This window comes from Mesorhizobium sp. LHD-90 (genome assembly GCF_030929505.1).
GTDB lineage: Bacteria > Pseudomonadota > Alphaproteobacteria > Rhizobiales > Rhizobiaceae > Kumtagia.
This window is the reverse complement of sequence record NZ_JAVFVV010000021.1, coordinates 34,295-59,624: the sequence shown is the minus strand read 5'-3', so window position 1 is coordinate 59,624 and position 25,330 is coordinate 34,295. Positions and strand designations below refer to the sequence as shown.

Below are 25,330 nucleotides of genomic sequence, written 5' to 3'. Positions count from 1 at the left end.
GAGCCGCCGCCGTCAGACCTCGTGCAGATAGAGGTGGTAGTCTAGTTCGCTCACCGTGCGGGCGACGCGCAGATATTCGGCGCGTTTGATTTCCGTGAAGGTGCGGTGCAGATCCTCGCCCAGCGCCTTCTTCAGGAACTCCGACGCCGTCGCCGCCTCGATCGCCGAACGCCAGTCGGCGGGGGCGTCGGAAAGTTTCGGCGCGTTCTCGTAGCCGTTGCCGGTGGTTTCCGGACCGGGGTCCAGCTTTTCCTCGAGACCTTTTGCGATGCCGGCCAGCACCGTCGCGGCGACCAGATAGGGATTGGTGTCGACCCCGGCCGGGCGGTGCTCGATGCGGCGGTTCTTCACGTCGCCGGCCGGGATGCGCAGCGCCACGGAGCGGTTGTTGACGCCCCAGGTGGCGGCGAGCGGCGCGTAGGACTGGGCGACGAAGCGGCGCCAGGAATTGGCGTGCGGGGCGAAGACCAGCATCGATTCCGGCATGGTCGCCGCCAGCCCGCCCAGCGCATTGAGCATATTTGGGCTCCACTCGCCTTCCTTCTCCTCCGCAAGCACGTTGCGGCCCGCGCCGTCCTGGATCGACACGTGGAAGTGCATGCCGGAGCCGGCATATTTCTGGATCGGCTTGGCCATGAAACAGGCGGTGACGCCGTGGCGGCGCGCCTGCATGCGCACCAGGCGCTTCAATTGCACGAGGTCGTCGGCCGCCTGCATGACGTCCTTGCGGTAGTTCAGCGTCAGTTCGTACTGGCCCGGCGCATATTCCGAGATCAGTGTCTCGATCGGGATGTTCTGGGCCCTTGCGCCGGCATAGATGTCGGAAAACAGCGGCTCCATGCCGTGCAGGTGGTCGACCGAATAGACCTCGGTCTTGCCGCTGCGCCGCCCGTCCAGCACCGCGTCGGCGGGCTGGACGCGGCCCTCGGCGTCGCGCTCGTTCTTCAGGAGGAAGAACTCCAGCTCGAAGGCGCCGGCCGGATGCAGGCCCTTCTTGGCGAAAGCCTCGACCTGCCGGGCAAGCGCGTGGCGGGGGTCGGAACTCATCGGGGTTCCGTCGAGATGGTACATCGCCATCAGCACCTGCGCGCGTGCAGGGCTGGTGCCGTGCAGCGGCACCAGCGTACCGGGGATCGGCCATGCGCGCAGGTCGCCGTCGCCGGAATCCCAGATCAGCCCGGTCTCGTGCACATCCTCGCCGGTGATGTCGAGCCCGAGGATGGAGATCGGCATGTGCCGGCCGCCCTCGTAGATGCTCATCAGCTCGTGGCGGCGGATGATTTTCCCTCGGCCGATGCCGTTGACGTCCGACAGCACGATGTCGATCGCCTCGATCTCGGGATGGGCATCGAGGAACTTTTGCGCTTCGTCGGACGACGATCCGGAAGGTGATGTCATGATTGCTCTCTGTCTGCCGCTTCCTTTGTCACGCGGCAAGGACTTGGGCAATATCGGCGAAGGCGGCGGCCAGCCGGTCGACCTGCCGACGCGTCGTGACGGGCGAGATCAGCATCATGTTGTGGAACGGCGCGATCAGCACGCCACGATTGACCAGCGCAACATGGATCGCCGCCTCCAGTGCCGGCTCGTGGGCGGCCTCCGCCTCGCCGCCGTTCCGGAGCGGGCCAGGCGCGCAGATGAATTCCACGCGCGCACCGACGCGGGTGACGTGCCAAGGCAGGGCGTGTTTATCGATGCTTGCCTGAAGCCCGTCCTGCAGGCGGGCGGCCAGCGTTTCCATATGCGCGTAGTTCTCGTCGGTCATCACCTGTTCCAGCGTCGCCCGCATGGCGGCGAACTGCAGTGGGTTGGCCGACAGCGTCGTGCCGATGCCGGAATAGCCGGCCTCCTTGGTGGCGAGATAGTCGTCGTAGCGTTGCGCGATCTCGGCTGAAAGTCCCCAGACGCTGGCGGGAACGCCGCCGGCGATGGGTTTGCCGAGCACGAAGATGTCGGGCTCCAGTCCATGCCGTCTCGTGTAGCCGCCGGGCGCCGTCGAGATGGTGTGGGTCTCGTCGATCAACAGCAGCGTTCCGGTCTCGCGCGTCAGCCGGCGAAGGTTTTCTTGGAAGCCGGCTTGCGGGGGTACCATGCAGCAATTGGTCAGCACCGGCTCGGTGATGACGCAGGCGACGTCGCGGGTGGCAAGGGCCGCTTCGAGTGCCGCAAGATCGTTGAACTCGACGATTTTTGTATCTTCCGTCAGGTCACGGAATTCGCCGGCGAGCCCACGCTTGTTGGCGGGGCGGCCATTGTCGAGGCGGACAAAAGTCTCGTCGACGGCGCCGTGGTAGCAGCCGTTGAAGACTAGGATTTTGCGCCGGCCGGTCACGGCGCGGGCGGCGCGCAGCGCAAAACGGTTGGCGTCGCTGGCGGTGGTGGCGATTTGCCAGCGCGGCAGCCCGAATTTTTCAGCAAGCAGTTTTCCGACGGCAGCCGCGTCCTCGGACGGCAGCATGTAGGTCAGGCCGCGCGACGCCTGGCGGCGGATGGCGCGGGCGACCGGCGGCGGCGAGTGGCCGAACATCGAACCAGTGTCGCCGAGGCAGAAGTCGGCGAGAATGTTGCCGTCCATGTCGATGATCGTGGCACCACGCGCCTTCTCCACCATGATCGGAAAGGGTGTCGGCCAGTCGTTCATCCAGTGCATCGGCACGCCGCCGAGAAAGCCGGGCAGGCCGTCGCCATAGGCGCGCGCCGATTTCGGCCGCGCCGCGCGAAATGTTGCCGCCTCGCGCTCGTGGAGACGGGCGATGCGCTCTGGCTCGATGCCTCCGGAATTGCGGTTGTCAGTGCCTGCCATGATTTCCCCTCGTGCCGACGCAGTCTAGCCAATCGGCAAAGCCGGCGGCAATCGCCGCGCGCTCGCGACATATCGGGCCAGCGGGCTTGACGGCTGCGGCCGGAGAACGCCTCAATGGCTCGAACTTCGGGGGAGGGTTTGAATGCGTTTCATTCTATGTGCCGGCTTGCTGATGGCGGGCGCTGTTCCAGCCTTTGCCTCGGGCGGGCTTTCCTGCGAAGCGGAAGGCGGCTCGGCCAAGATTACGGTCGAGAGCGGCGTGACGCGCGGCATGGGCAGCCCGGTGTTCAATTTCCGCGGCTCGGCGGTGATATTGGACACCTCCGTCGCCGAGGATTTGCGCACGACGGAATTCACTGGCGAGCATCTGGCGCAATACTGGCTCGACGGCGAGGATTTGCGCCTCGTGCTCTACCGCGAGCGCCAAGGCGACAAGCCGCATGGCTATGTCGAGATCACGGTGGTGACCAAGGCGGATGGCGAGGAGGGGGGCTATGCCGGCACCTACGAACTGACCGTTTTCGACGGCACGGGCGACGATCCGGAGGGCAAGACGGTCAGGCTCGATGGAAAGATCGGCTGTTTTGTCGAATAGGCTTCACGCCGAAATGTCGATCACCCCGCAGTCGCCGGAGGCGCTGCCGAAGACGATGCGCCGCTCGGCCTTATCCCACATCAGCGCGGTGATGGCGCCTTTGCCGGGGCGGCGTAGCAGCACCTCCTTGGCGTCGGCGAAGCGCACCGCCAGCACCATGCCGTCGTCGTAGCCGATCGCGGCGATGTCCTCGCTCGGGTGGCAGGCCACGCAGGTCACCATGGTGTTGCCGCGTGTGCCGAGTTCCAGCGGCGCCTTGCCCATCGGCCCGTCCTTGGCCTGGAACGGCCAGACGATCGCCGCCGGCGCGCCGGAGCTTGCCAGCCACTTGCCCTTGGCGCTCCAGGACAGGGATTTTACCTTGGCGGGATAACCGGACATGCGCATGTGCTTGCCGTCGGCGAGTTTCCAGCCATGCAGAGCGTTTTCCTGCATGGTGGTGACCAAAAAATTGCCGTCGGGCGAGAAGGTGATGCCGGTGTGGGCGCCGGCCCATTCGAGTTCCGTCGGTTTGCCGTCGGTCGCCGGGAAATGCAGCGTCGCGCCGTTGTAGCGGGCGACGCCGATCCGCAAGCCCTTGGGCGCGAAGGCAAGGCCCTCGACCGAGCGCGGATGCGAAAATTCCTTCAGCTTGCCGTCCGGCAGTTTCACCCAGGCGTTTCGGCCCGCGCCATAGGCGAGCGCGCCTTGCGGCCCGGCGGCCACGCTGGTGATCCATTTGCGGCCGGCCTCCGCCACGATGTCCGCCGCGTCGTCCGGCCCGGTGGAAAAGACCTTTCCGTCCTCGCCGCCGGTGATCAGCTTGGTTCCGGTCAGATCGAGCGTGGCGCAGAGCAGGCCGTCATTGGCCTGCACGGTCTTGTGGCCATGGTCGAGCCGGTGGATCGAGCCGTCGGCCAGCGCAAAATGCGGGATATCGGCGAGGAAGACGGCTGCGACGCAATGGCCGTCGAGGTCGAGGGGGGCGACTGTGGGCATGGATCAAGCAAAGGCCGGGAATGTGAGGCAGAAGGCGGATGCGGAGGTTGGCGTTCTACGTTGCCCCCCTCTGTCCTGCCGGACATCTCCCCCACAAGGGGGGAGATTGGCAGCTTCGCGCCTGCCGCTCCTTTTGCGCCGCCTGTGATTGGCGAAAACTAAGCGGCCGGTCCAATCTCCCCCCTTGTGGGGGAGATGTCCGGCAGGACAGAGGGGGGCAACGTAGAGGACCATCATCGAATACTTGTCTCTACGCCGCCACCTGACACGCCTCAAAACTTTTCCGCAGCCGCTCCTCGTCCAAGTCGCGGCCAATGAAGACGAGGCGGCTCTCATGCTTCTCGCCGTCCTTCCAGGCGCGTTGGTGGTCGCCTTCCATGATCATGTGGACACCCTGGATGACATAGCGGTCCGGATCGTCCTTGAATGCGATGATGCCCTTCAGGCGCAGGATGTTCGGGCCCTCGAGCTGCGTCACCTTCTCGATCCACGGGAAGAATTTCTTGGAGTCCATCTCGCGGCCGCGCAGCGAAACCGACTGCACGGTCACGTCGTGAATCGGCGACACCGGGCCATGGCCGTGATGATCGTGATGATGGTGGTCGTGATGGTCATGATCATGGTCGCAGTCCGGACCGCAGACATGGTCGTGGTCATCCGCGTCGAGGAAATGCGGGTCGTTGTCCAGCACGCGCTTCAGGTCGAAGGCGCCACGGTCCAGCACCTCGCCGAGGTCGACGCCGGCGCGTGTGGCGCGGTGGATCTTCGCCGCCGGATTGATGGCGCGGATCGCCGCCTCGACATCGCGCAGCTCGTCGGGCGTGACAAGGTCGGTCTTGTTGAGCACCACCACGTCGGCGAAGGCGATCTGGTCCTCGGCCTCGCGCGAATCCTTCAGCCTGAGCGGCAGGTGTTTTGCGTCGACCAGGGCGACGACGGCGTCGAGTTTTGTCTTCTTGCGCACGTCTTCGTCCATGAAGAAGGTCTGGGCGACCGGCACGGGGTCGGCGAGGCCGGTGGTCTCGACCACGATGGCGTCGAAGCGGCCGGGGCGGCGCATCAGGCCCTCGACCACGCGCACCAGATCGCCGCGCACCGTGCAGCAGACGCAACCATTGTTCATCTCGTAGATCTCCTCGTCGGATTCCACGATCAGGTCGTTGTCGATGCCGATCTCGCCGAATTCGTTGACGATGACGGCATAGCGTTTGCCGTGGTTTTCCGAGAGGATGCGGTTGAGCAGCGTCGTCTTGCCGGCGCCGAGGTAACCGGTCAGCACGGTCACGGGAATCTGGGTCAAAGCTTCGCTCATGATAGGCCCCGAAGGATTTTGGTGTGCTGCATATAGGACGGGGCGGGGCGGATTGCACGCCTCAATCGGGTGTCCACGATCGGGCCAGCGAGCCGGACGCCAGGCAGGTTTTTGGCCGGCTCCGCCACCAGATTTAGCAGCGGTCCTTGCAGACAGCCCGGATCGCCGCCACGCCCGCCTTCGCGTCTGGCCATTGTTAGGAGAATGCCCCCTGCCACGGAGGGAGAAGTCGGGAAGACGGGCGACCACAAGCTCGCTCATCTAGTAAGTAATCTGCGACCTTGCGGCCGCCCGTCCGGCGACTTTGGGCTCTGTCCCGTCCTGCTTCGCGACAGCTCCGGCTCCGGCTTTCGCCTCGGCTGGCCGTGCTTAAGCGCGTCGTCCAGCGCACACCGCACGTAGTTGCGGAGGGAGGACCTTCGGACAAAGCCTCCCCGGGCGCGGGTTACGTCTTCCCGCACCGGAGGCGCCGGTTCCTCCCCGCCTTCACACCGTCATGATCGGCGTTCCCGAAGGAGAAACTGGCAGCAAGTATGCGCGTGGTTTTGGGGAGGGGGACGGCCGGCGCGATTTTTTGTCGAAGGCGCTTGCGTCGAAAACGTGCCTGCGCGCGATTTCAATGGGTTGGCGAAGGGCAGGACAGCTTCGGCAGAAAAATTTCTTGCCATGGCCTATTTGCCATCCCCCTTTTTTCGAGCGGTTTTGCTCGGCCTTGACCACTGGCGCCGCCCCTCATCTCCCTGCCGGGCACTACCGCCGTCGGCGCGCAGAATGCCGGCAAGCCCGCCCGAGCCCGACTATCCGGCCGAGGCGGCGGTGCGCAGGGTGCGCCACAACGGCGCCGTCAAATGGCGCGGCGCGGAGGTCTATGTCGCGGCCACGCTGGCCGGCGAGCCGGTCGCCATCGAGGAGACCAAGACCGGCGAATGGGCGATGCGCTTCTACGCCCATCGCCTCGGCTTCATCGACGACAAGCGCGGCAGGCTGGTCCGCAAAGCCGCCTTGCAACCCCGACCAGCCGGCGCTTTTGCGGACCAGCAACGGGGAGAACTGTAACCCATGTATCCGGTTCAATCTGTTACCCATCCATCCGCTGGACACCGGCAGGACAGTGAGGGCAGCGCCGACGGTCGAGACCAACACGGGGACATTCGCGTCCGGCCCGTCGGATGCCATCGAATTGCACGGACCGGGCCATCCGCCGGCGAAGTCCGTCCAACTGTCCAGGTTGGCAACCGGTACTTTCGATTATCAGCCCTCGCAACTGTCATGCAATTGTAAACAACGTCTGTCATTAGCCGTTCTGTCGAATTCGGTTGCCGGCAAAGTTTATCGAAACGATGCTGGGGGCGGCTTTAACGCTGAGGGAGCGGAAGATGGCCAGGACGAACAGAAGTGCGACGATGGGGCGGCTGCACTCGACCGCGCGGCTGGCGCGGACGGCGCTGGCGGCGCGGTTGCTCGCCCACGGGTTCTATGCGGGGCAGGACCAGATCATGCTGGCGCTCGACCGCGAGGACGGGCAGACGCCCGGGCAACTCGCCATGCGCATCGGCGTGCGCCCGCCGACCATCACCAAGACGATCAACCGGCTGCAGACCCAAGGGTTTCTCGAGAAGAAGGCATCCGAGACGGACGCCCGGCAGGCCCATATCTTCCTGACCGACACCGGCCGCGAGGCGATCCGCGATATCGAAAAATCGGTGCGCAAAACCGAGAAACAGGCCTTCAAGGGCCTCGACAAAAAGGACCAGAAGTCGCTGGTCAAGCTGCTGGCGCGCATCGAATCCAACCTCTCCGACGTGTCGCTGCCAGTGGGCGACGACGAGGACGACAGCGACGTTTGAGACCGGCCCACATCCGGCAATTTCATGTCGCGTCAGGTTTGCGGCTTGCGCAACCGGCAGGCTTGGCTCACAAGCAGGAACGGACCTCCCAAGTTCGCGAACGGCCTGACTGTTGAAACTGCCCTCCGCCAAGCATGAGGCCGCGACGCCCGCCGCGGCGATCCTGTTCGTCTTGCTGGCGGGTGTTCTGTTCACCGGCCTCGATACCAGCGCGAAATATCTGGTGGTGTCGGGCATGTCGGCGCCCTTCGTCGCCTGGGTCCGTTTCACGGGACATGCGGTGCTGGCGATCCTGCTGCTGCGCGGCTGGGCCGGTCTCGACATGTTCCGCGTGAAGAACCTGCCGATGCAGGTGGTTCGCGGCCTCTGCCTGTTCGCCTCGACCATCTGCAATTTTGCCGCGCTGCGCACGCTGCAACTGGCCGAAACCTCAGCGATCTATTTCGCCGCGCCGATGGTGACCATCGCACTCGCCGGCCCGTTGCTCGGCGAATGGGCCGGATGGCGGCGCTGGCTGGCGGTTCTCGCCGGCTTCGCCGGCGTGCTGGTCATCACCCGGCCCGGCTATGGCAGCTTTGGCATCGGCCACGTCCTCGCGCTGGGCGCGATGCTGTCGAACTGTTTCTACGTCATCCTGACGCGCCGGATGTCGGCCACCGAATCGCCGGCCAGCCTGATCTTCTACTCGGCGCTGGCGCCGGCGGTGCTGATGGCGCCGGTCGTGCCGTTCACCGCCTCGCCGCCGCCGAGCGCGCTGCATCTCATCCTGCTTCTGCTGCTCGGCCTGTTCGGCGGGCTGGGGCACTGGTTCCTGATCAAGGCCTATCGGCTCGCCACCACCACGGCGCTGGCGCCCTATCCCTATCTGCAGATGGTCTGGATGATCGGCTCCGGCTACCTGGTGTTCGCGCAACTGCCAGACCGGTGGACGCTGTCCGGAACCGCCATCATCGTCGTCAGCGGCCTTTATGTCGTGCACCGTGAACACCGCCTCAGGCTGAAGAACCGGGCGCTTCCCAACGAGGAGGCGGCGGACCTCGCCGACAGACTGTGAATAATCGCTTTGCGGTCGGCCAAAACGGTGGCATAAGCGCCGTTTAAACAGTTTAAATCGGTTGTTTCCGGCACTTGGGGAGGCCGCGCTGGCCCAGAAGATCAGGCTTTCGACGATCGCCGACGCCCTCGGGGTGTCGACGGCAACCGTGTCGCTTGCGCTGCGCGACAGCCCGCTGGTCGCCGACGCGACCCGCGACCGCATCAAGGAGCATGCACGCGCCGTCGGCTACATCTACAATCGTCGCGCCGCCAGCCTGCGCACCTCGCGCTCGGGCATCGTCGGGGTGGTGGTGCATGACATCATGAACCCGTTCTTCGCCGAGATCCTGCGCTCGATCGAAAGCGAGCTCGACCGCAGCCGCCAGACCTTCATCCTGTCCAACCACTACGACCAGTTGGAAAAGCAGCGCACCTTCATCGACACGCTGCTGCAGCTCGGCGCCGACGGGGTGATCATGTCGCCGGCGATCGGCACGCCGCCGGAGGACATCTTCATGGCCGAGGAGAACGGGTTGCCTGCGGTGCTGATCGCGCGCACGGTGGAAGGCGCCAACGTGCCCGTGTTCCGCGGCGACGACGCCTACGGCACAGGGCTCGCCACCAACCACCTGATCTCGCTCGGCCACAGCCGCATCGCCATGATCGGCGGCACCGACCAGACCTCGACCGGACGCGACCGTTTTCAGGGGTACGTCAACGCCATGCAGAAGGCCGGGCTGGACGTGCGTCCGCACTGGCGCATTCCCGGGCCGCGCACCAAGCAGGCGGGTTTCGAGGCGGCCGGCCAGTTCCTGGCGCTGAAGGACCATCCGACCGCCGCCTGCTGCTGGAACGACCTCGTCGCCATCGGGTTAATGAACGGCATCGCGCGCGCCGGTCTGGTGCCTGGCACTGACATTTCGGTGACGGGTTACGACGATCTGGAGGAGGCGGCGATCGCCACCCCGGCGCTGACCACCGTGTGGAACGGCCAGCGCGAGGTCGGCCGGCGCGCGGCGCGCGCCCTGCTCGACAAGCTGAGCGGGACGCTGGTGCGCCCCTCGCAGGAGCTGATCAAGCCGGAACTGCATGTGCGCCAGTCGACCGGGCGGCCGCGCGAGCGCTGATCCATCCCCACCTCGTTTCAAGAAGACATCCGGGACCAGACGATGCCAGAACAGCTTTCCGACGTGACCATTCTTGTCACCGGCGCCATCCACGAGCGCGTGCTGGCGCGGCTGGCCAAGGAATTCAGGCTGGTGCGGATCGAGCGGGCCGACCTATCGCTGGTCGACGACGCGGTGCGCAACTCGGTGCGCGGCGTCTCGGCCGTCTCGGGCATCACCGCGAGTTTCATCGACGGGCTGCCGAAGCTGGAGATCGTCGCCAATTTCGGCGTCGGCTACGACGGCGTCGATGCCCGCCACGCCGGCGGCAAGAACATCATGGTGACCAATACGCCGGACGTGCTGACCGAGGAGGTCGCAGACACGGCGATCGGGCTGCTGCTCAACACGCTGCGCGAGTTCTCGCGCGCCGAAAACTGGCTGCGCGACGGGCGGTGGGTGAAGGAGGGGCCGTATCCGCTGACGCGCGCCACGCTGCGCGGCCGCAAGATCGGCATCGTCGGCATGGGCCGTATCGGCAAGGCGATCGCCCGGCGGCTGGAGGGGTTCGGCTTGCCGATCGCCTATCACAACCGGCGGCCGGCGCAGGACGTCTCCTATCCCTATTTCGACACGCTGGGGGGGCTGGCGCACGCGGTCGATACGCTGATCTCGGTGGCGCCTGGGGGTGCTGCGACCGAAAAAATGGTCGGTGCGGCTGTGCTGTCGGCACTGGGGCCGGAGGGCGTGTTCGTCAATATCGGGCGCGGCAGCACGGTGGACGAGGAGGCGCTGGCGGCCGCACTTGCGGACGGCACGATTCTAGCGGCCGGCCTCGACGTGTTTGCCCGCGAGCCGCATGTGCCGCAGGCGCTGCTCGACCTGCCGAACGCGACGCTGCTGCCGCATGTCGGCTCGGCCTCGGTGCATACCCGCAACGCCATGGCCGACCTTGCCGTCGACAATCTGGTCTCGTGGTTTTCGAAGCGCGTCGCGATCACGCCGGTGCCGGAAACGGCGCATGTGACGGCGGGCTGACGGCGCCAAGCCACTTGCCCGTCCGACTGCGATCGGAGGGTAGGAGCTTGATAGGCGGGGCCTATTCCGCCGCGGTGCGGATGCCGAGCCGCGCCGCCGCGTGGCCACGCACGGCATCGCCGAACGCCTGAAAGACCTTCGCGGAGACGGAATCGCTGTGCACCCAGTATTCGGGGTGCCACTGCACGCCGACGGCGAAGGCGCGGGAATCCCTGACCGAGACGGCCTCGACCGTGCCGTCCTCGGCGACCGCCTCGATATCGAGCAGCGGGCCGAGCTGGCCGACGCCCTGGCGGTGCACGGAGTTGACCAGAATCTCGCCGGCGCCGAACACGCCGGCAAGGCAGGTGCCGGGCTTGATCGACACGGCCTGGCGGATGGCGAAGCGTTCGTCCTGGTTGTCGCTGACGGGCGCGCGGTGGTCGAGCGAGCCGGGCCGCTCCTGCAATTCGGTGGCGAGCGTGCCGCCGAGCGCCACGTTCATCTCCTGGATGCCGCGGCAGATGGCGAGCAGCGGCACGCCGCGCTCGATCGCCCGGCGGATCAGCGGCAGGGTGGTGGCGTCGCGATCCGGATCGTAGGGGCCGTTGGCCTCGCTGGCGTCGCCGCCATAAAGCGAGGGATGCACGTTCGACTTCGAGCCGGTGATCATCACGCCGTCGACGGAATCGAGCAGGCTGTCGAGGTCGAGCCGGTCGCCGAAGGACGGCACCAGGACGGGGAAAACGCCGGCGCCTGCGATAGCCGCTTCCAGATATTGGCGGGGCGCCGCGTGCCAGGTGTAGTTGTCGAACTGGCGGACATCGGTCGAGACGGCGACGAGCGGCTGCATGATCGAAGAACTTTCGTGGGTGTCCATCGTGAGATTGCCTCTAAAATAGGCGATCGCATGGCGGCTTGCCAAGGGTGCCGGGAGCCGCCGCAAATTTGGCGGCGAGCCGCCTGCAACTAAAGTCGCAGGCGGGTTCGGCCGATCCGGAATTTGTCGCGGCAGAGCCGGATTCACCCGTCCGGCGCGCTGGACTCGGCATCGACCGCGTGTAATGTGCGAACCCTTCGCCCAAGGAAAATCAACAGTTTCCTTAAGGTAAGCCACCCTGATCCGGATCGGAGGAACTATGGATCGTCGTTCGTTCTTCAAGAAAGCCGGCGTTGCCGGCGTCGGCGCGGCCGCCGCGACCGCGCTCGCCGCACCCGCAATCGCCCAGTCCAACCCGAAAATCACGTGGCGACTGGCGTCGTCGTTCCCGAAGTCGCTCGACACCATCTATGGCGGCGCAGAGGTCTTCTCGAAAATGCTGTCCGAGGCGACCGACGGCAACTTCCAGATACAGGTCTTCGCCGCCGGCGAGATCGTGCCCGGCCTGCAGGCGGCCGACGCGACAACCGCGGGCACGGTCGAGGCTTGCCACACGGTGGCATATTATTACTGGGGCAAAGACCCCAGCTGGGCGCTCGGCTCCGCGGTTCCGTTCGCGCTCAACGCCCGCGGCATGAACGCCTGGCACTACCATGGCGGCGGCATCGACCTGTTCAACGAATTCCTTGCCAAGCAGGGCCTGTTCGGCCTGCCCGGGGGCAATACCGGCGTGCAGATGGGCGGCTGGTTCCGCAAGGAAATCAACACGGTCGCCGACCTCTCCGGCCTCAAGATGCGTATCGGCGGCTTCGCCGGCAAGATCGTCGAGCGGCTCGGCGTGGTGCCGCAGCAGATTGCCGGAGGCGACATCTATCCGGCGCTGGAAAAAGGCACGATCGACGCGGCCGAATGGGTCGGCCCCTACGACGACGAGAAGCTCGGCTTCCAGAAGGTGGCGCCGTTCTACTACTATCCGGGGTGGTGGGAGGGCGGTCCGACCGTCCATCTGATGTTCAACAAGGGGAAGTATGACGAGCTTCCCGCCGCCTACAAGTCGCTGATCCGCACCGCGGCACAGGCGACCGACGCCAACATGCTGCAGAAATACGACTATCTGAACCCCAAGGCGGTACGGTCGCTGGTCGCCAACGGCGCCAAGCTCAAGCCGTTCAGCCCGGAAATCCTGTCCGCCTGCTACGAAAAGGCGAACGAGGTCTATGCCGAGATGGAAGCGGCGAACCCGACCTTCAAGACGATCTGGGACTCGATCAAGGCCTTCCGCAAGGACTATTACCTCAACATGCAGATCGCCGAATACAACTATGACACGTTCATGATGATCCAGCAGCGCGGCGGCAAGCTCTAACGCCCTAGATAGGCTCCACTGAAAGGCCCGGGGCGGCGACGCTCCGGGCCTTTTTGCCATGATCGAGATTGTCAGCCGTCGTTGGCAATCGCCCGTCTCTGGGTTTATGGTGCTGTCGTGAACATGTTCGAAACGATCAGCATCGACGTCTATCCTTGGGCGGTGCCTACCGCAGAGCAGCGGGCATGGTTCGATGCGTTGCCCGTCGACGAAAAACGCAAGGCGATCCTAGCTGCGATCGAGGAGGGCTTTCAGAGCCCGATTTCCGAAAAGAGTGTTGAGGATCTATTTCGTGAGGTTCGGACTGAGCGACTGTGATGCGTCATAGGCTCACGCAGCGCGCCGAACATGACATAAAGGACATATCTCGTTACACGACCCTGATGTTCGGCGCCAACAGGCTGAGAAGTATCTATTTGAACTCGATGCCGTCTTTCAGCTTATTGCGCAGTTTCCAAATATGGGGCGCCAATATCACGGCGAAACGCGCCAGTTCGTCCACGGAAGCCACATAATCCTCTATCGGAGGACGCGGGACGGCATTACCGTCGGCCGCGTCTTCCACGGGGCACAATCGCATTCGAACGACTGACGCCCCGCGGATCAGTCGAAGCTGGGCGGCTTCGACAGGTCGGTCGCGGGCGGGGCCGGCTGGGCGGGCGCATCGCCAAAGCTCGGCGGCGCCGACAGGTCCGGGGCGGCGGGGCCGGTCGCCGGGGCGGTGGGTTGCGTCGGAGCCGAACCGTCGGCCGGAGGCGGTGTGTCAAGGGAAGGTGTGCCTAGGGACGGCACGCCGAGGCCCGGGCTTTCCGGCACGGTGAACTCGATGGTTCCCGGATCGACCACCGTGCCCTTGTAGTGCATGACCATCTGCGGGAAGGCGATGACCAGGCCGACCATGACGATCTGGATGCCGACGAAAGGCACCGCACCCCAATAGATCTGGCCGGTCGTCACAGGGGCGATCTGCTTTCCGGTGATGCGGTCGAGATAGGGAACGCGCGCGGCGACCGAGCGCAGATAGAACAGCGCGAAGCCGAAGGGCGGGTGCATGAAGCTGGTCTGCATGTTGACGCCGAGCAGCACGCCGAACCAGATCAGGTCGATGCCGAGCGCATTGGCGGCCGGCACGAGCAACGGCACGATGATGAAGGCCAGCTCGAAGAAATCCAGGAAGAAGGCGAGTAGGAAGACGAGGATGTTGACGGCGATCAGGAAGCCGAGTTCGCCGCCGGGCAGCGATACCAGCAGGTGCTCGACCCAGAGATGGCCGTTGACGCCGTAGAAGGTCAGCGAGAAGACGCGGGCGCCGATCAGGATGAACAGCACGAAGGACGACAGCCGCGTCGTCGAAGTCAGGGCCTGCTTCACCACGTCGAGCGAAAGCCGCCCCTTCACGGCCGCCATGATCAGCGCGCCGACAGCGCCCATGGCGCCGCCTTCGGTCGGGGTGGCGATGCCGAGGAAGATGGTGCCGAGAACGAGGAAGATCAGCGCTAATGGCGGGATCAGCACGATGATGACCTGCTGCGCCAGTTTCGACATGAGGTTGATGTTGAGGGCGCGGTCGGCGAGCGCGGCGATGTAGATGACGATGACGCCGACGGTGGCGCCGAGGATGTCGGCATTGGCGCCGTGGGTCGGCGACAAATAGACATGGGCGCCATAGGCGATCACCGCGCAGAGCAGCAGCGCCACGATCAGCGAGAGCACTCCATGGCCCAGCGTGCGCGCTTCCGGCGGCAGCGCCGGCATGGAGTCGCGACGCAGGAACGACATCAGCAGGACATAGCCCATGTAGAGCCCGGTCAGCACGAGGCCGGGGATCAGCGCGCCCTTGTACATGTCGCCGACGGAGCGGCCGAGCTGGTCGGCCAACACGATAAGGACGAGCGAGGGCGGGATGATCTGCGCCAGCGTGCCTGATGCCGCGATGACGCCCGATGCAACCCGACGGTCGTAGCCGTAGCGCAGCATGATCGGCAGCGAGATCAGGCCCATGGCGATGACAGAGGCCGCAACCACGCCGGTGGTCGCCGCCAGCAGGGCGCCGACGAAGATGACCGCGTAGGCAAGGCCGCCACGGATCGGACCGAAGAGCTGACCGATCGTGTCGAGCAGATCCTCCGCCATACCCGACCGCTCAAGCACTATGCCCATGAAGGTGAAGAACGGGATGGCGAGCAGCGTCTCGTTGGCCATGACGCCGCCGTAGAAGCGTTCGGGCAGCGCATAGAGCAATGGCCAGGACAGGTTGATGGTGCCGTTGGAGAGCGGCGCCAGTTCGACACCGATGACAAAGAACAGCAGACCGTTGGCGGCAAGCGAGAAGGCGACGGGATAACCGAGCAGCAGGAAGATGACCAGCGAAAAGAACATGATCGGAGCCATGTTCACGGCGATGAACTCGATCACGAGCGAACCTCCTCGGCCAGCGCCTTGCCTTCAAGTTCGGCCTGTTCATGCGCCGAGACGAAGGGGTTGGGATCCTCCATATCTCCGCGCATCACCGCGATCTTCTTGATGATTTCCGATATCCCCTGGAGGCCGAGAAGGAAGAAGCCGATCAGCAGCAGCGCCTTGGCGGGCCAGATGATGAGGCCGCCAGCATTGGTCGAGACCTCGCCGCTGCGGAAGGAGAGCGATACGTAGGGCACAAAATAGTAGATCATCAGCAGGACGAAGGGCATCAGGAAAAACAGATGCCCGAACAGGTCGATCCAGTGCTGCTTTCGCCGCGAGAACATGCCGTAGACGACGTCGATGCGGATGTGCTCGTTCTGCTTCAGCGTATAGGCGGCAGCCAGCAGGAAGGCGCCGCCGAACAGATACCATTGCAGTTCCAGCCAGGCGTTCGACGACGTGTTGAAGACCTTGCGGATCACGGCATTGCCGGCGCTGACGAGGATGGCGATCAGGATCAGCCACGACACCCACCTGCCGATGAATTCGTTCAGCCGGTCGATACCCCGCGCGAGAGCGAGCAACGCTGCCATTCAGTTCCTCCCGATCCGTCACCCGGCCGTCCGTGTCCCGCCAAGATCTTTTCAGGCGGCCGGTCGCCGCCATCGGTATGACGGCAGTCGGGGCGGCGTCAACATGTTATGGCGCAGATAGGGGAAGCGATTGTGCCACCTGCCGCTGCGGAAGTGGCGTTGCGTGGCGCGGGGTACGACGAATGTCTAAGATCGGCGGACCTATCCTGGCGCGCCGACCCGGTCGGGCTGCGAGCGCTCCGGCCGCAGCACCAGAAGCGCCACCAGGAAGGCGAGCATCCAGCCGTCGCGCCATTCGATCGGGAAATAGCCGGACCAAAGCGATTCGGCGATGCCGAAGGCTAGCCCGCCGGCCGCCGCGCGGGCGGGCGAAAGATAACCGCCGACGGCGGTGACGAACAGGATCTTCAGGCCGAACACCAGCCCGCTGCCGAAGCTGATGTTGCCGTAATAGAGCGCGGCGAGGATGCCGGCGACGCTGGCGGCGAGACCGCCGTAGACCACTGCCTGCCGGAACACTTTTTTCGTGTCGATGCCGCAGAAGGCGGCGGCGAGCGGGTCGTCGCTGATCGCCCGCCACTCGCGGCCGAAGCGACTTGTCGCCATCGCTCGTGACGCGGCGGCCATCAGCAGCGCGGCCACGGCGCAGTTGATGAGTTGCAACACCGTCAGCGTCAGCCGGAAACCGTTTTCCGCGGCGAAGACGACGGGCTGCGACAGCAGCGGCGGCAGCCAGAAATCGCGCGTGTCGGCGGCGATCCGGCTCATTTCCATCAGCACCAACGAGACGCCGAGGGTGGCGGCCACGATGGTGTTGGGCGAGCGGTTGGCCAGCGGCTGGAAGACGCTGCGCGCCAGCACGGCGGAAACCAGCGCGCCATAAAGCAGCGCCATGAATATGCCGAACGCCAGCGTTGCGGGCAGGGTGAGCCATAGAATCTGCCAGCCGAACACGGCAGCAAGGATCATGACCTGGCCGGCGAAACCGAAGATCGCGCCATGCGCGAGGTTGGTGCGGTGGAGCACGCCGTTGATAAGCGCGTAGCCAAAGGCGAGCAGCGCATAGACAGCGCCGATATGCAGGCCGTTGAGGAGTTGTTGCAGGAAGTAGAGCATCGCGGGTCCGGCGGCGCGAGCGGCAATGTCGCCCAAGCCTGCGCCACGGAATCTAACTTGTCAAATGTAGTATACCAGTTAGATTTGAGCCATGGCCGTTTCCTGGACCCCGCATCGCTTCTCCGGTGGCGTCTTGGCGCTCGACGTGACCAATACCGTGGTCCTGCGCGGCGACCCTGAACGATCGTTCGATCGTTTTTCCGATCCCATCGAGATTGCCCGCTTTGCCGAGGCGGCGACCGTCTTCCGTTTGCACGAGCTTGGCGCGCGGGCGCTCGGCGTCGCCGATCCGGGCAAGGTCGCCGGCAAGGTGATCGTGCTCAGGGAAACCACCGACCGGCTGTTTCGCCGCGCGGCGCTCGACGGTGACGTCGACACGGCCGATCTCGCGCCGTTCCTGTCTGCCTGCGCTGACGGGCTGGCCGGGCACGGCGAGCGGGTTGGTGGCAAGGCGCGGCCATTCGGCGACCCGTCATTGCCGATTGCTTTCGAGGCGGCGGTGGCGGTTTCGGCGCTGTCGCTGCTGCCACCGGCGCGGTCGGAACGCATCCGCATCTGCGCCAACTGCCGCTGGCTGTTCCTCGACGAGAGCCGCAACCGCAGCCGCATCTGGTGCGACATGACGGTGTGCGGCAACCGACGGAAGGCGCAGCGGCATTATCGGCGGCGGAAGGGCCTGGAGGAGTATTCCGATGCGTAGCCTGTGCGATCTTCGCCGGTTCGCTGCCGTGCTCGGCGTGGCTGTCCTGATCGCGTCGTGCCGCGATACGGGGGGCGAGGGCGAATACTACCGGCTCGACGGAAAGCTGTTCGTGTTCAACTACCGCGTCGCGACGGCGACCTATCTGGTCAACATCGCGCCGGTAAAGCCGCCGGCGGACGGCGAGGTGGCTGTGGCTCGTTTCGAGGATCCTGCCGGCGGCGCGCCGATCGTGGTGCGCGAAAAGATCTGGCCGAGACTCGTCAGGACGACGATCCAGAGCCCGCCGCTGCGCTGCGTCGCCAAGGGCCGCCCCTATGCGGTTACGATCCGCATCGAGGACGCGACCGGAGCGGTGAAGCAGACCATCGAGACGACCATGACCTCCAGCGAGGATCAGGATATTTTGCCGGACCGGCCGCTGGTCGTCGGCCCGCTCTATCAGCCGAACCCCGAACTGGCCGGCCATCCCGACGGTCAGTTGCCCGGCGCCGACGAAGCGCCTTGCCCGCCGAGGGCGCAAGGCTAGGTCCGCTGACCTCATATTACCGGGCGGTCATGCAAATTTGTTTGACGCGGGGGCGAAGGATCGAAAGAGTCCACCGCACCGAACCCACGAGAGCGGTCCGACTCGGGCCGGCTCCCGAACAGGCATAAACGCATGACCCTTCACGACGTCGCGCTCGACGACAAGTTCGACTTGTCGAAGGAGCGCGTCTTCCTCTCCGGCGCCCAGGCGATCGTGCGCATGCTGCTTATGCAGCGCAAGCGCGACCGGCTGGCCGGGCTGAACACGGCGGGTTTCGTCTCGGGCTATCGCGGATCGCCGCTGGGCGGCCTCGACATGCAGCTTTGGAAGGCGCGCAAGCAGCTCGGTGAGGCCGGCGTCGTGTTCCAGCCGGGTCTCAACGAGGAGCTGGCGGCGACCGCCTGCTGGGGCACGCAACAGGCGGAGCTTGCCGGCGAGGGCCGCCACGACGGCGTGTTCGGCCTGTGGTACGGCAAGGGGCCGGGCGTCGACCGCTCCGGCGACGTTTTTCGTCACGCCAATCTCGCGGGAACATCGAAACACGGCGGCGTGCTGGCGCTGATGGGCGACGACCACATGGCAGAGTCGTCGACGAATGCCCATGCGACGGAATTCCTGTTCGTCGACACGATGATGCCGATCCTCAATCCGGCTGGCGTGCAGGAACTCATCGACTACGGGCTCTACGGTTACGCGCTGTCGCGGTTCTCAAGCACCTGGGCCGCGATCAAATGCGTGAAGGACAACATCGAATCGACGGCTTCGGTCGACGCCTCGCTGGACCGCGTGAAGATCGTACTGCCGGAGCTCGACATGCCGCCCGGCGGGATCAGCATCCGCAACGAGCTCGACCAGCTCGGGCAGGAGGCGCGGCTGCATGAATACAAGCGTGCCGCGGTTTCCGCCTTCATCCGCGTCAACGGCATCAACCGCATCGTCTATTCCGGCGGGCGCGGAGCAAAACTCGGCATCGTCACCGTCGGCAAGAGTTATCTGGACGTGCGCCAGGCACTGGACGACCTCGGCATCGGCGAGGCCGAGGCCAACCGGCTCGGCATCCGCCTGTTCAAGGTCGGCGCGCCCTGGCCGCTCGATCTCGAACACATCGCCGAATTCGTCGACGGGCTGGAGACGGTCGTCGTCGTCGAGGAAAAACGCTCGCTGATCGAGGTGCAGGTCAAGGAAGCGCTCTACAACACCAGCCACCGGCCGCTGGTGGTGGGCAAGACCGACGAACGCGGGCAATGGCTGTTCCCGGCCAAGGGCGCGCTCGACCCGAACGAGATCGCGATTGCGCTGGCCGATCGCATCCTGCGTACCATCGGCCATTCGGAAGAAATCGCGGCGCGCGCGGCGCGGCTCAGGCAATTCCAGGCCATGCTGGCCGACACAAAAGACATCAGCCAGCGCACGCCCTATTTCTGCTCAGGCTGCCCGCACAACAGCTCGACCAAGGTGCCGGAAGGCTCGGTGGCGGCCGCCGGCATCGGTTGTCATTTCATGGCACTGTGGATGGACCGCTCGACCTCGGGCTTCACCGCGATGGGCGGGGAGGGCGCGCAGTGGGTCGGGCAGGCGCCATTCACGACGCGCCAGCACATTTTCCAGAATCTCGGCGACGGCACCTACAACCATTCCGGCAGCCTGGCGCTGCGCTTCGCCAAGGCGTCGGGCGCCAACATCACGTATAAAATACTCTACAACGACGCCGTGGCGATGACCGGCGGCCAGCCGCACGAGGGTGGGCTGACGGTGTTCGCCATCGCCGAGCAGGTGCGCGCCGAGGGCATCGAGCGCATCGCCGTGGTCAGCGACGAGCCCGGCAAATACGGGCCCGCCAATTTTCCGGCGGGCACGACGGTCAGCCACCGCGACGACATGGACCGGGTGCAGCGAGAACTGCGCGAGGTCAGGGGCGTCTCGGTGCTGATCTACGACCAGACCTGCGCGGCGGAAAAGCGCCGGCGGCGCAAGCGCGGCACCTTTCCCGACCCCGACAAGCGGGTAATCATCAACGAGCTGGTCTGCGAGGGCTGCGGCGACTGCGGAGTGAAGTCGAACTGCGTGTCGGTGCAGCCGGTGGAGACGGAGTTCGGCCGCAAGCGCCGCATCGACCAGTCGAGCTGCAACAAGGATTTCTCCTGCGTCAACGGCTTCTGCCCGTCCTTCGTGACGGTGCATGGCGCCAAGATGAGGAAGGCCGGAGGCTTGGCGGGATCGGCGGACCCGCTTGACGGCGTGCCGGAGCCGCGCCCGTTCACGCTCGGCGGCGACGGCTGGTCGGCGATCATCGACGGAGTCGGCGGAACCGGCGTCGTCACCATCGGCGCGATCCTCGGCATGGCGGCGCATCTGGAGGGCAGGGGCTGCGGCATGATCGACATGGCCGGCCTGGCGCAGAAGGGCGGCGCGGTGTTCACGCATGTCCGCATCGCAAGGTCGCCGGAGGAAATCCACGCAATCCGGGTTTCCGCGGGCAAGGCCGACCTGGTCCTCGGCTGCGATCTCGTCGTGTCCGGCTCGCGAAAGGTGCTGGCGGCGGTGCGCGAGGGGCACACGATTTTCGTCGCCAACACGGCGGAGGTGATGCCGGGGGATTTCACCCGCGTCGCCGACTTCTCGCTGCCGACCGAGCGGCTGAAGCGGGCGATCCGCAAGGCCGCCGGTGAAGAGCGGACGCATTTCTTCGACGCGACACGGGCGGCCAGCGTGCTGTTCGGCAATTCGATCGGCGCCAACATGTTCATGCTCGGCTACAGCCATCAGACGGGCGCATTGCCGCTGTCGGCGGAGGCCGTGGAGCGGGCCATCGGGCTGAACGGCGAGGCGGTGGCGATGAATGTCGCGGCGTTCCGCTGGGGCCGCCGCGCCGCGCATGATCCGGAATTTGTGCGCAAGCTGGTTGCCGCCAACGGCGCCGCGCCTGCGGAAACGCTTGCCGAGACGCTGGACGAGGTGATTTCGCGCCGCGCCGCCTTCCTGACCGACTATCAGAACGCTGCCTATGCCAAGCGCTATCTCGACCGTATCGCCTTGGTGCGCGCCGCCGAGGAGCAAGCGGCGCCCGGCTCAAGGGAACTGACGGAGGCGGTGGCCCGGAGCCTGTTCAAGCTGATGGCCGTGAAGGACGAATACGAGGTAGCGCGCCTTTATACGGATGGATCGTTCAAGCGCCAGCTCGCGCGCGAATTCCAGGGTTACGACCGGCTGGAGTTCCATCTGGCGCCGCCGATCCTCGGCCGCCGCGACGCTGACGGCAAACCGCGCAAGTCGAAATTCTCCGGCTGGATGACGGAGGGTTTCCGGGTGCTTGCAGCGCTGCGCGGTGTGCGCGGCACGATGGTCGATCCGTTCTCCTACAATGCCGAGCGGCGCATGGAACGCACACTGCTTGCTCGCTATGAGCAGGATCTCGATCGCATCCTCGCCGTGCTCGAACCGCGCCGAATGGAGGCCGCCGCGGCCCTGGCCTCGCTGCCGCGACTCATCCGCGGCTACGGCCATGTCAAGCAGGCAAGCGTCGCCAAGGCAGACGCCGAACGCGACCGGCTGCTCGCGCGGCTCGACCACCCGGAGACCGAATCGCTGGTGCGTGCGGCCGAGTAGGGCGTTCCTGTTATTTTCACGGACCTTTGCCGAAGCAGCCGGGCCAGGCTTTATATTTCCATGTTTCTTCGTCGCCGGCCTGCGCCCGCCTAAGCCTTTCTTAAGCGGATTGTGGCACTCAGGGGGCTGCATCAGAAGCCGGAAACACGGCGTGGCAGGCAGGCGAAAGAGCGACTATCCGGTCGATATCTACATCCCGTTCGTGGAAACGCTTTTCCGCGACGGGCTGACGCTGACCATTGGCTTCGCGGCCCAGACCTTGCTGGTCTTCCTCTGCTACTGGAAAACCGACAATCCGGTTTACCTCTACGTCGCGGCCGGACTGATGGTCGTCGCGGTGCTGCGCCTCGGCAATATGAGCAAATACCGCAACGCGCCGAAGCCCACCGACTGGGAGGAGGCGCATCGGCGCGAAAACGACTACATCCTCTACGGCTCGCTGCATGGCTCCATGCTGGGGCTGTTCTGCTTCGTCGCCATCTATCTGACCAATGACAGCTTCGCCGAAATCGCCGCGGTCTGCGTGACGCTCGCCTCGATCACGTCGATCGCGGGCCGCAATTACGGTTCGCCGCGCATGGTCATGATCTTCATCGTGACGACGACCTGGCCGATCTCGCTCGCATTCATCCTGCGCGGTGACGTGTACCACGTCATCCTGGGCGCGCTTTCGGCACCGTTCTTCTTCGCCATCAAACGTTTTGCCGATCTGGTCCGCGACGTCCTCTTCACCGCGCTGTCGGAGGAGAAGAAAGCCAACAACCTCGCCCAGCGCTTCAACCGGGCGCTGAACACCATGTCGCACGGCCTGGTGATGCTGGGGCCCGACGGCAAGGTCGTGGTCGCCAACGCCGAGGCGGCGCATCTGATGTCGCTGAAGTCCACCGAGGCGCTGCTCGGCCGTTCCATCCACTCGCTGCTGATGCGCGGCGTGGCCGGCGGACTGCTCGACGCCAAGGATTGCCGCTTCGTCGAGGCGCAATTGACGCGCGCGCTGAGCGAGGGACGAAACCGCAAGGTGCTGGTATCGTTCACCAACGGCCAGCACTACGAATTCTCGGCCCGCGAAGGCAGCCAGGAACTCGGCGTGATCACCTTCGAGGACGTGACGGCGCGCGTCGAGGCGGAGGAGAAGATCCGCTCGATGGCGCGCTACGACAGCCTGACCGGTCTGCCGAACCGCGCCTATTTTCACGAGATCGCCGCCGAGGCGCTTGCCGGCGGCGACCGCAACCGGCTCTGCGCCATCGCCGTGCTCGATCTCGACGACTTCAAGAGCGTCAACGACACGCTTGGACATCCGATCGGCGACGGCCTGATCTATGCGGTGGCGGAGAAGCTGGCGGCCTTCGCCGGCGAAACGGTCAAGGTGAGCCGGTTCGGCGGCGACGAGTTCATGGTGTTCTTCGACCAGGTCGAGGACGAGAGCCATCTGGCGTCCATGCTCGACCGCATCTTCGCCGGGCTGCAGGGCGAGGTGGACGTGGCGGGCCACGCATTGCGCGTCCAGGTCAGCGGCGGCGCGGTGCTGTCGCGGGTCAAGGACACCGATGTCGACGCCATGATCGTGAAGGCCGACCTTGCGCTCTACAAGGCCAAGGAACTCGGCAAGAACGACTGGCGCCTGTTCGAAGCCGCCATGGACGCCGCCTTCCGCAACCGGCAGCTCATGAAGGCCGATCTCAGGACCGCCATCGAGACGCGGTCGCTGCGCGTCGTCTACCAGCCCATCATAGCCATGAAAACAATGCAGATCGCCAGTTGCGAGGCGCTTTGCCGCTGGGACCATCCGGACCTCGGCCCGATCTCGCCGGGCATCTTCATCCCGCTCGCGGAGGAAATGGGCATCATCTCCGAGATCAGCGCCTTCATGCTGGATGCGGCCTGCCGCGAATGCGCGAAATGGCCCGAGCCGATCGGCGTCTCAGTCAACCTGTCAGCCCGCGACTTCCGCAACCGCGACATCGTGGAAAAGGTGCGCGGGGCGCTTGCCGCGGCGAAATTGTCGCCGAGCCGGCTGGAGATCGAGGTCACCGAGACCGCGCTTCTCGACGACAAGGCGCTGACGCGCAAATTCATCGAGGAGATGCGCCAGATCGGCGTGCGCATCGCGCTGGACGACTTCGGCACGGGCTATTCCAGCCTGAGCTATCTGCACACGCTGCCGCTCGACAAGATCAAGATCGACCGCAGCTTCCTGCTCGACGTGACCGGCAACCCGCGCTCGCTGGAACTGCTCAGGGGCATCGTCAACCTGTCGCGGCCGCTCGGCCTTACCGTGACGATCGAGGGCGTCGAGACGTTCGAGCAGTTGAAGGTCCTGGCGAACGACGTCAAGCCGGACCTGCTGCAAGGATTCCTGTTCGGCTCGGCGCTGTCCGCGACCGGCATCGAGACCATGTCGAGCACGATCTGGCCGTTCGCGCCGGACCAGCCCGTCACCAAGCGCAAGTCGCGGCGTTAGCCGGAAGGCGGCCGACACGGCGGCGCAGCGCCGTCGCCGCCATCTCCGTCCTTGTCACGAAGGTCCTCGTCCCGTATCTGGTAAAGGGCTGCGTTAACCATTCCTTAAGGTTAACGTCCGGTAAACAAGTTGCATCGAGTTTTCGCCTTTACACGCGGATGGCCGCGGTTCACCCTTGAATGGCGGGACTGGGGGCCTGGACATGAGTGAAGTGCGATCCGCGCTGGATGCGGCCAGCGCCGTACCGGCGGGTGTGCCGGAAATCTCGGAGTTCTCGAGAAAAGTCTCGGAACTGCTGGAGCGCACCGAATACAGGCGCTGCGACAAGGGCGAGGATCTCGAGGACATCTACCGGCTTCGGTACAAATCCTACCGGCTGTCCGACATGGTGCCCGAGAAGTCGGACCAGATGATCCATGATCCGCTTGATGAGACGGCCAACTGCTACAAGTTTGGCATCTACATAGACGGCGCGCTGATCAGCACGCTTCGAATCCATCATGTCACCAGCGAGCATCCGTTCTCGCCCTCAATGATGCTCTACAGCGACATCCTTGAACCTTATCTGGCGTCCGGTGATAGTTTCATCGACCCCAGCCGTCTTGCCGCAGACCCGGAATGGTCGCGCATCTATCCTCAGATACCTTATCTTACGCTCCGGCTGGCGGGAGTTGCCTGCTTCCATTTTGAGGCGCCGTTCTGCATCTCGACCATCAAGGACGAACATGCGGGCTTTTACAAAAGGGTGTTCCGCTCCGAGCAGATCGGGGAAAAGCGTCACTATCCGGGTTTGCATTCCTACGGTCTTCTCTATCGGGCAACGGTCGCGGCGATCCGCGAAAGGTCGTTCACCCGCTATCCATTCTTCAAATCGACGCCAATGGAACAGCGGATGATGTTTGCCCGGCCGGGTCGCGGGGAACTGGTGCCTTTGACCATCCTGCCGACGGCGAAATATTTCAGGGACGCCGCCTGAGACA

At 65.1% G+C, this 25,330-nt stretch carries 22 protein-coding genes; 14 read left to right on the top strand and 8 right to left on the bottom strand.

The features are described from left to right. Positions 1-12: 12 nt before the first annotated feature. Together RB623_RS24915 and RB623_RS24910 are read right to left on the bottom strand one after the other, a co-directional pair. Entirely contained in the window at positions 13-1,398 is a 1,386-nt protein-coding gene (locus tag RB623_RS24915) for a glutamine synthetase family protein (protein WP_308059804.1), read from the bottom strand. A gap of 28 nt (positions 1,399-1,426) precedes the next feature. Next, positions 1,427-2,803, bottom strand: a complete 1,377-nt coding sequence (locus RB623_RS24910; protein WP_308059802.1) for an aspartate aminotransferase family protein — start codon at positions 2,801-2,803, stop codon at positions 1,427-1,429. A 142-nt stretch (positions 2,804-2,945) separates the two neighbouring features. On the opposite strand from RB623_RS24910, the gene RB623_RS24905 reads away from it, so the two are divergent. Next, the gene (locus RB623_RS24905) at positions 2,946-3,398 is read left to right on the top strand and encodes a hypothetical protein (RefSeq protein WP_308059801.1); all 453 of its coding nucleotides are present in this window, start codon (positions 2,946-2,948) and stop codon (positions 3,396-3,398) included. Between the two features lie 3 nt (positions 3,399-3,401). On the opposite strand, the gene RB623_RS24900 is transcribed toward RB623_RS24905, so the two are convergent. Together RB623_RS24900 and RB623_RS24895 are read right to left on the bottom strand one after the other, a co-directional pair. Further along, a complete protein-coding gene (locus RB623_RS24900) occupies positions 3,402-4,376 on the bottom strand; it encodes a WD40 repeat domain-containing protein (protein WP_308059799.1) in 975 nt (324 codons plus the stop codon). Between the two features lie 250 nt (positions 4,377-4,626). After that, entirely contained in the window at positions 4,627-5,688 is a 1,062-nt protein-coding gene (locus RB623_RS24895; RefSeq protein WP_308059798.1) for a GTP-binding protein, read from the bottom strand. A 771-nt stretch (positions 5,689-6,459) separates the two neighbouring features. Between RB623_RS24895 and RB623_RS24890 the strand changes: the two genes are divergently transcribed. The 5 genes from RB623_RS24890 to RB623_RS24870 all read left to right on the top strand — a co-directional run bounded on the left by RB623_RS24890 (position 6,460) and on the right by RB623_RS24870 (position 10,714). Next, on the top strand, positions 6,460-6,744 hold the full coding sequence (locus RB623_RS24890) for a hypothetical protein (RefSeq protein ID WP_308059797.1): 285 nt from the start codon (positions 6,460-6,462) through the stop codon (positions 6,742-6,744). A 320-nt stretch (positions 6,745-7,064) separates the two neighbouring features. Next, entirely contained in the window at positions 7,065-7,535 is a 471-nt protein-coding gene (locus RB623_RS24885) for a MarR family transcriptional regulator (RefSeq protein ID WP_308059796.1), read from the top strand. A 112-nt stretch (positions 7,536-7,647) separates the two neighbouring features. After that, entirely contained in the window at positions 7,648-8,589 is a 942-nt protein-coding gene (locus RB623_RS24880; RefSeq protein ID WP_374121740.1) for a DMT family transporter, read from the top strand. Positions 8,590-8,677: 88 nt separating this feature from the next. Next, positions 8,678-9,697, top strand: a complete 1,020-nt coding sequence (locus tag RB623_RS24875; protein WP_308059859.1) for a LacI family DNA-binding transcriptional regulator — start codon at positions 8,678-8,680, stop codon at positions 9,695-9,697. A 42-nt stretch (positions 9,698-9,739) separates the two neighbouring features. Then, positions 9,740-10,714 carry a 2-hydroxyacid dehydrogenase gene (locus tag RB623_RS24870; protein WP_308059795.1) on the top strand — a complete coding sequence of 325 codons (975 nt, stop codon included), beginning with the start codon at positions 9,740-9,742 and terminating at the stop codon, positions 10,712-10,714. A 61-nt stretch (positions 10,715-10,775) separates the two neighbouring features. Here RB623_RS24870 and RB623_RS24865 read toward each other — a convergent pair whose 3' ends face one another. Then, the gene (locus RB623_RS24865) at positions 10,776-11,549 is read right to left on the bottom strand and encodes a gamma-glutamyl-gamma-aminobutyrate hydrolase family protein (RefSeq protein ID WP_374121742.1); all 774 of its coding nucleotides are present in this window, start codon (positions 11,547-11,549) and stop codon (positions 10,776-10,778) included. A 283-nt stretch (positions 11,550-11,832) separates the two neighbouring features. Between RB623_RS24865 and RB623_RS24860 the strand changes: the two genes are divergently transcribed. From RB623_RS24860 to RB623_RS30380, 3 genes are all read left to right on the top strand, one after another. Beyond that, positions 11,833-12,939 (top strand): TRAP transporter substrate-binding protein, encoded by a 1,107-nt coding sequence (locus RB623_RS24860; protein ID WP_308059793.1) that lies wholly within the window; start codon positions 11,833-11,835, stop codon positions 12,937-12,939. Between the two features lie 117 nt (positions 12,940-13,056). Then, on the top strand, positions 13,057-13,257 hold the full coding sequence (locus RB623_RS24855; protein WP_308059792.1) for a hypothetical protein: 201 nt from the start codon (positions 13,057-13,059) through the stop codon (positions 13,255-13,257). Positions 13,258-13,303: 46 nt separating this feature from the next. Then, a complete protein-coding gene (locus tag RB623_RS30380; RefSeq protein WP_374121741.1) occupies positions 13,304-13,531 on the top strand; it encodes a type II toxin-antitoxin system RelE/ParE family toxin in 228 nt (75 codons plus the stop codon). A gap of 11 nt (positions 13,532-13,542) precedes the next feature. Here RB623_RS30380 and RB623_RS24850 read toward each other — a convergent pair whose 3' ends face one another. From RB623_RS24850 to RB623_RS24840, 3 genes are all read right to left on the bottom strand, one after another. Continuing rightward, complete coding sequence (locus RB623_RS24850) at positions 13,543-15,354, bottom strand: TRAP transporter large permease subunit (protein WP_308059791.1); 1,812 nt, start codon at positions 15,352-15,354, stop codon at positions 13,543-13,545. Then, positions 15,351-15,935: a TRAP transporter small permease subunit gene (locus tag RB623_RS24845; protein WP_308059789.1), complete on the bottom strand. Its 585-nt coding sequence runs from the start codon at positions 15,933-15,935 to the stop codon at positions 15,351-15,353. The genes RB623_RS24850 and RB623_RS24845 overlap by 4 nt, the downstream gene beginning before the upstream one ends. A gap of 201 nt (positions 15,936-16,136) precedes the next feature. Next, positions 16,137-17,051 carry a branched-chain amino acid ABC transporter permease gene (locus tag RB623_RS24840; protein ID WP_308059787.1) on the bottom strand — a complete coding sequence of 305 codons (915 nt, stop codon included), beginning with the start codon at positions 17,049-17,051 and terminating at the stop codon, positions 16,137-16,139. 91 nt (positions 17,052-17,142) lie between these two features. Between RB623_RS24840 and RB623_RS24835 the strand changes: the two genes are divergently transcribed. The 5 genes from RB623_RS24835 to RB623_RS24815 all read left to right on the top strand — a co-directional run bounded on the left by RB623_RS24835 (position 17,143) and on the right by RB623_RS24815 (position 25,326). Continuing rightward, complete coding sequence (locus RB623_RS24835) at positions 17,143-17,751, top strand: CGNR zinc finger domain-containing protein (protein ID WP_308059786.1); 609 nt, start codon at positions 17,143-17,145, stop codon at positions 17,749-17,751. After that, positions 17,744-18,280, top strand: a complete 537-nt coding sequence (locus RB623_RS24830) for a hypothetical protein (protein WP_308059785.1) — start codon at positions 17,744-17,746, stop codon at positions 18,278-18,280. Before RB623_RS24835 ends, RB623_RS24830 begins: the two co-directional genes overlap by 8 nt. Before the next feature lie 132 nt (positions 18,281-18,412). Further along, entirely contained in the window at positions 18,413-21,886 is a 3,474-nt protein-coding gene (locus RB623_RS24825; protein WP_308059783.1) for an indolepyruvate ferredoxin oxidoreductase family protein, read from the top strand. Positions 21,887-22,037: 151 nt separating this feature from the next. After that, positions 22,038-24,350 (top strand): EAL domain-containing protein, encoded by a 2,313-nt coding sequence (locus RB623_RS24820; RefSeq protein WP_308059781.1) that lies wholly within the window; start codon positions 22,038-22,040, stop codon positions 24,348-24,350. A 202-nt stretch (positions 24,351-24,552) separates the two neighbouring features. Continuing rightward, on the top strand, positions 24,553-25,326 hold the full coding sequence (locus tag RB623_RS24815; RefSeq protein WP_308059780.1) for a hypothetical protein: 774 nt from the start codon (positions 24,553-24,555) through the stop codon (positions 25,324-25,326). Positions 25,327-25,330: the final 4 nt, after the last annotated feature.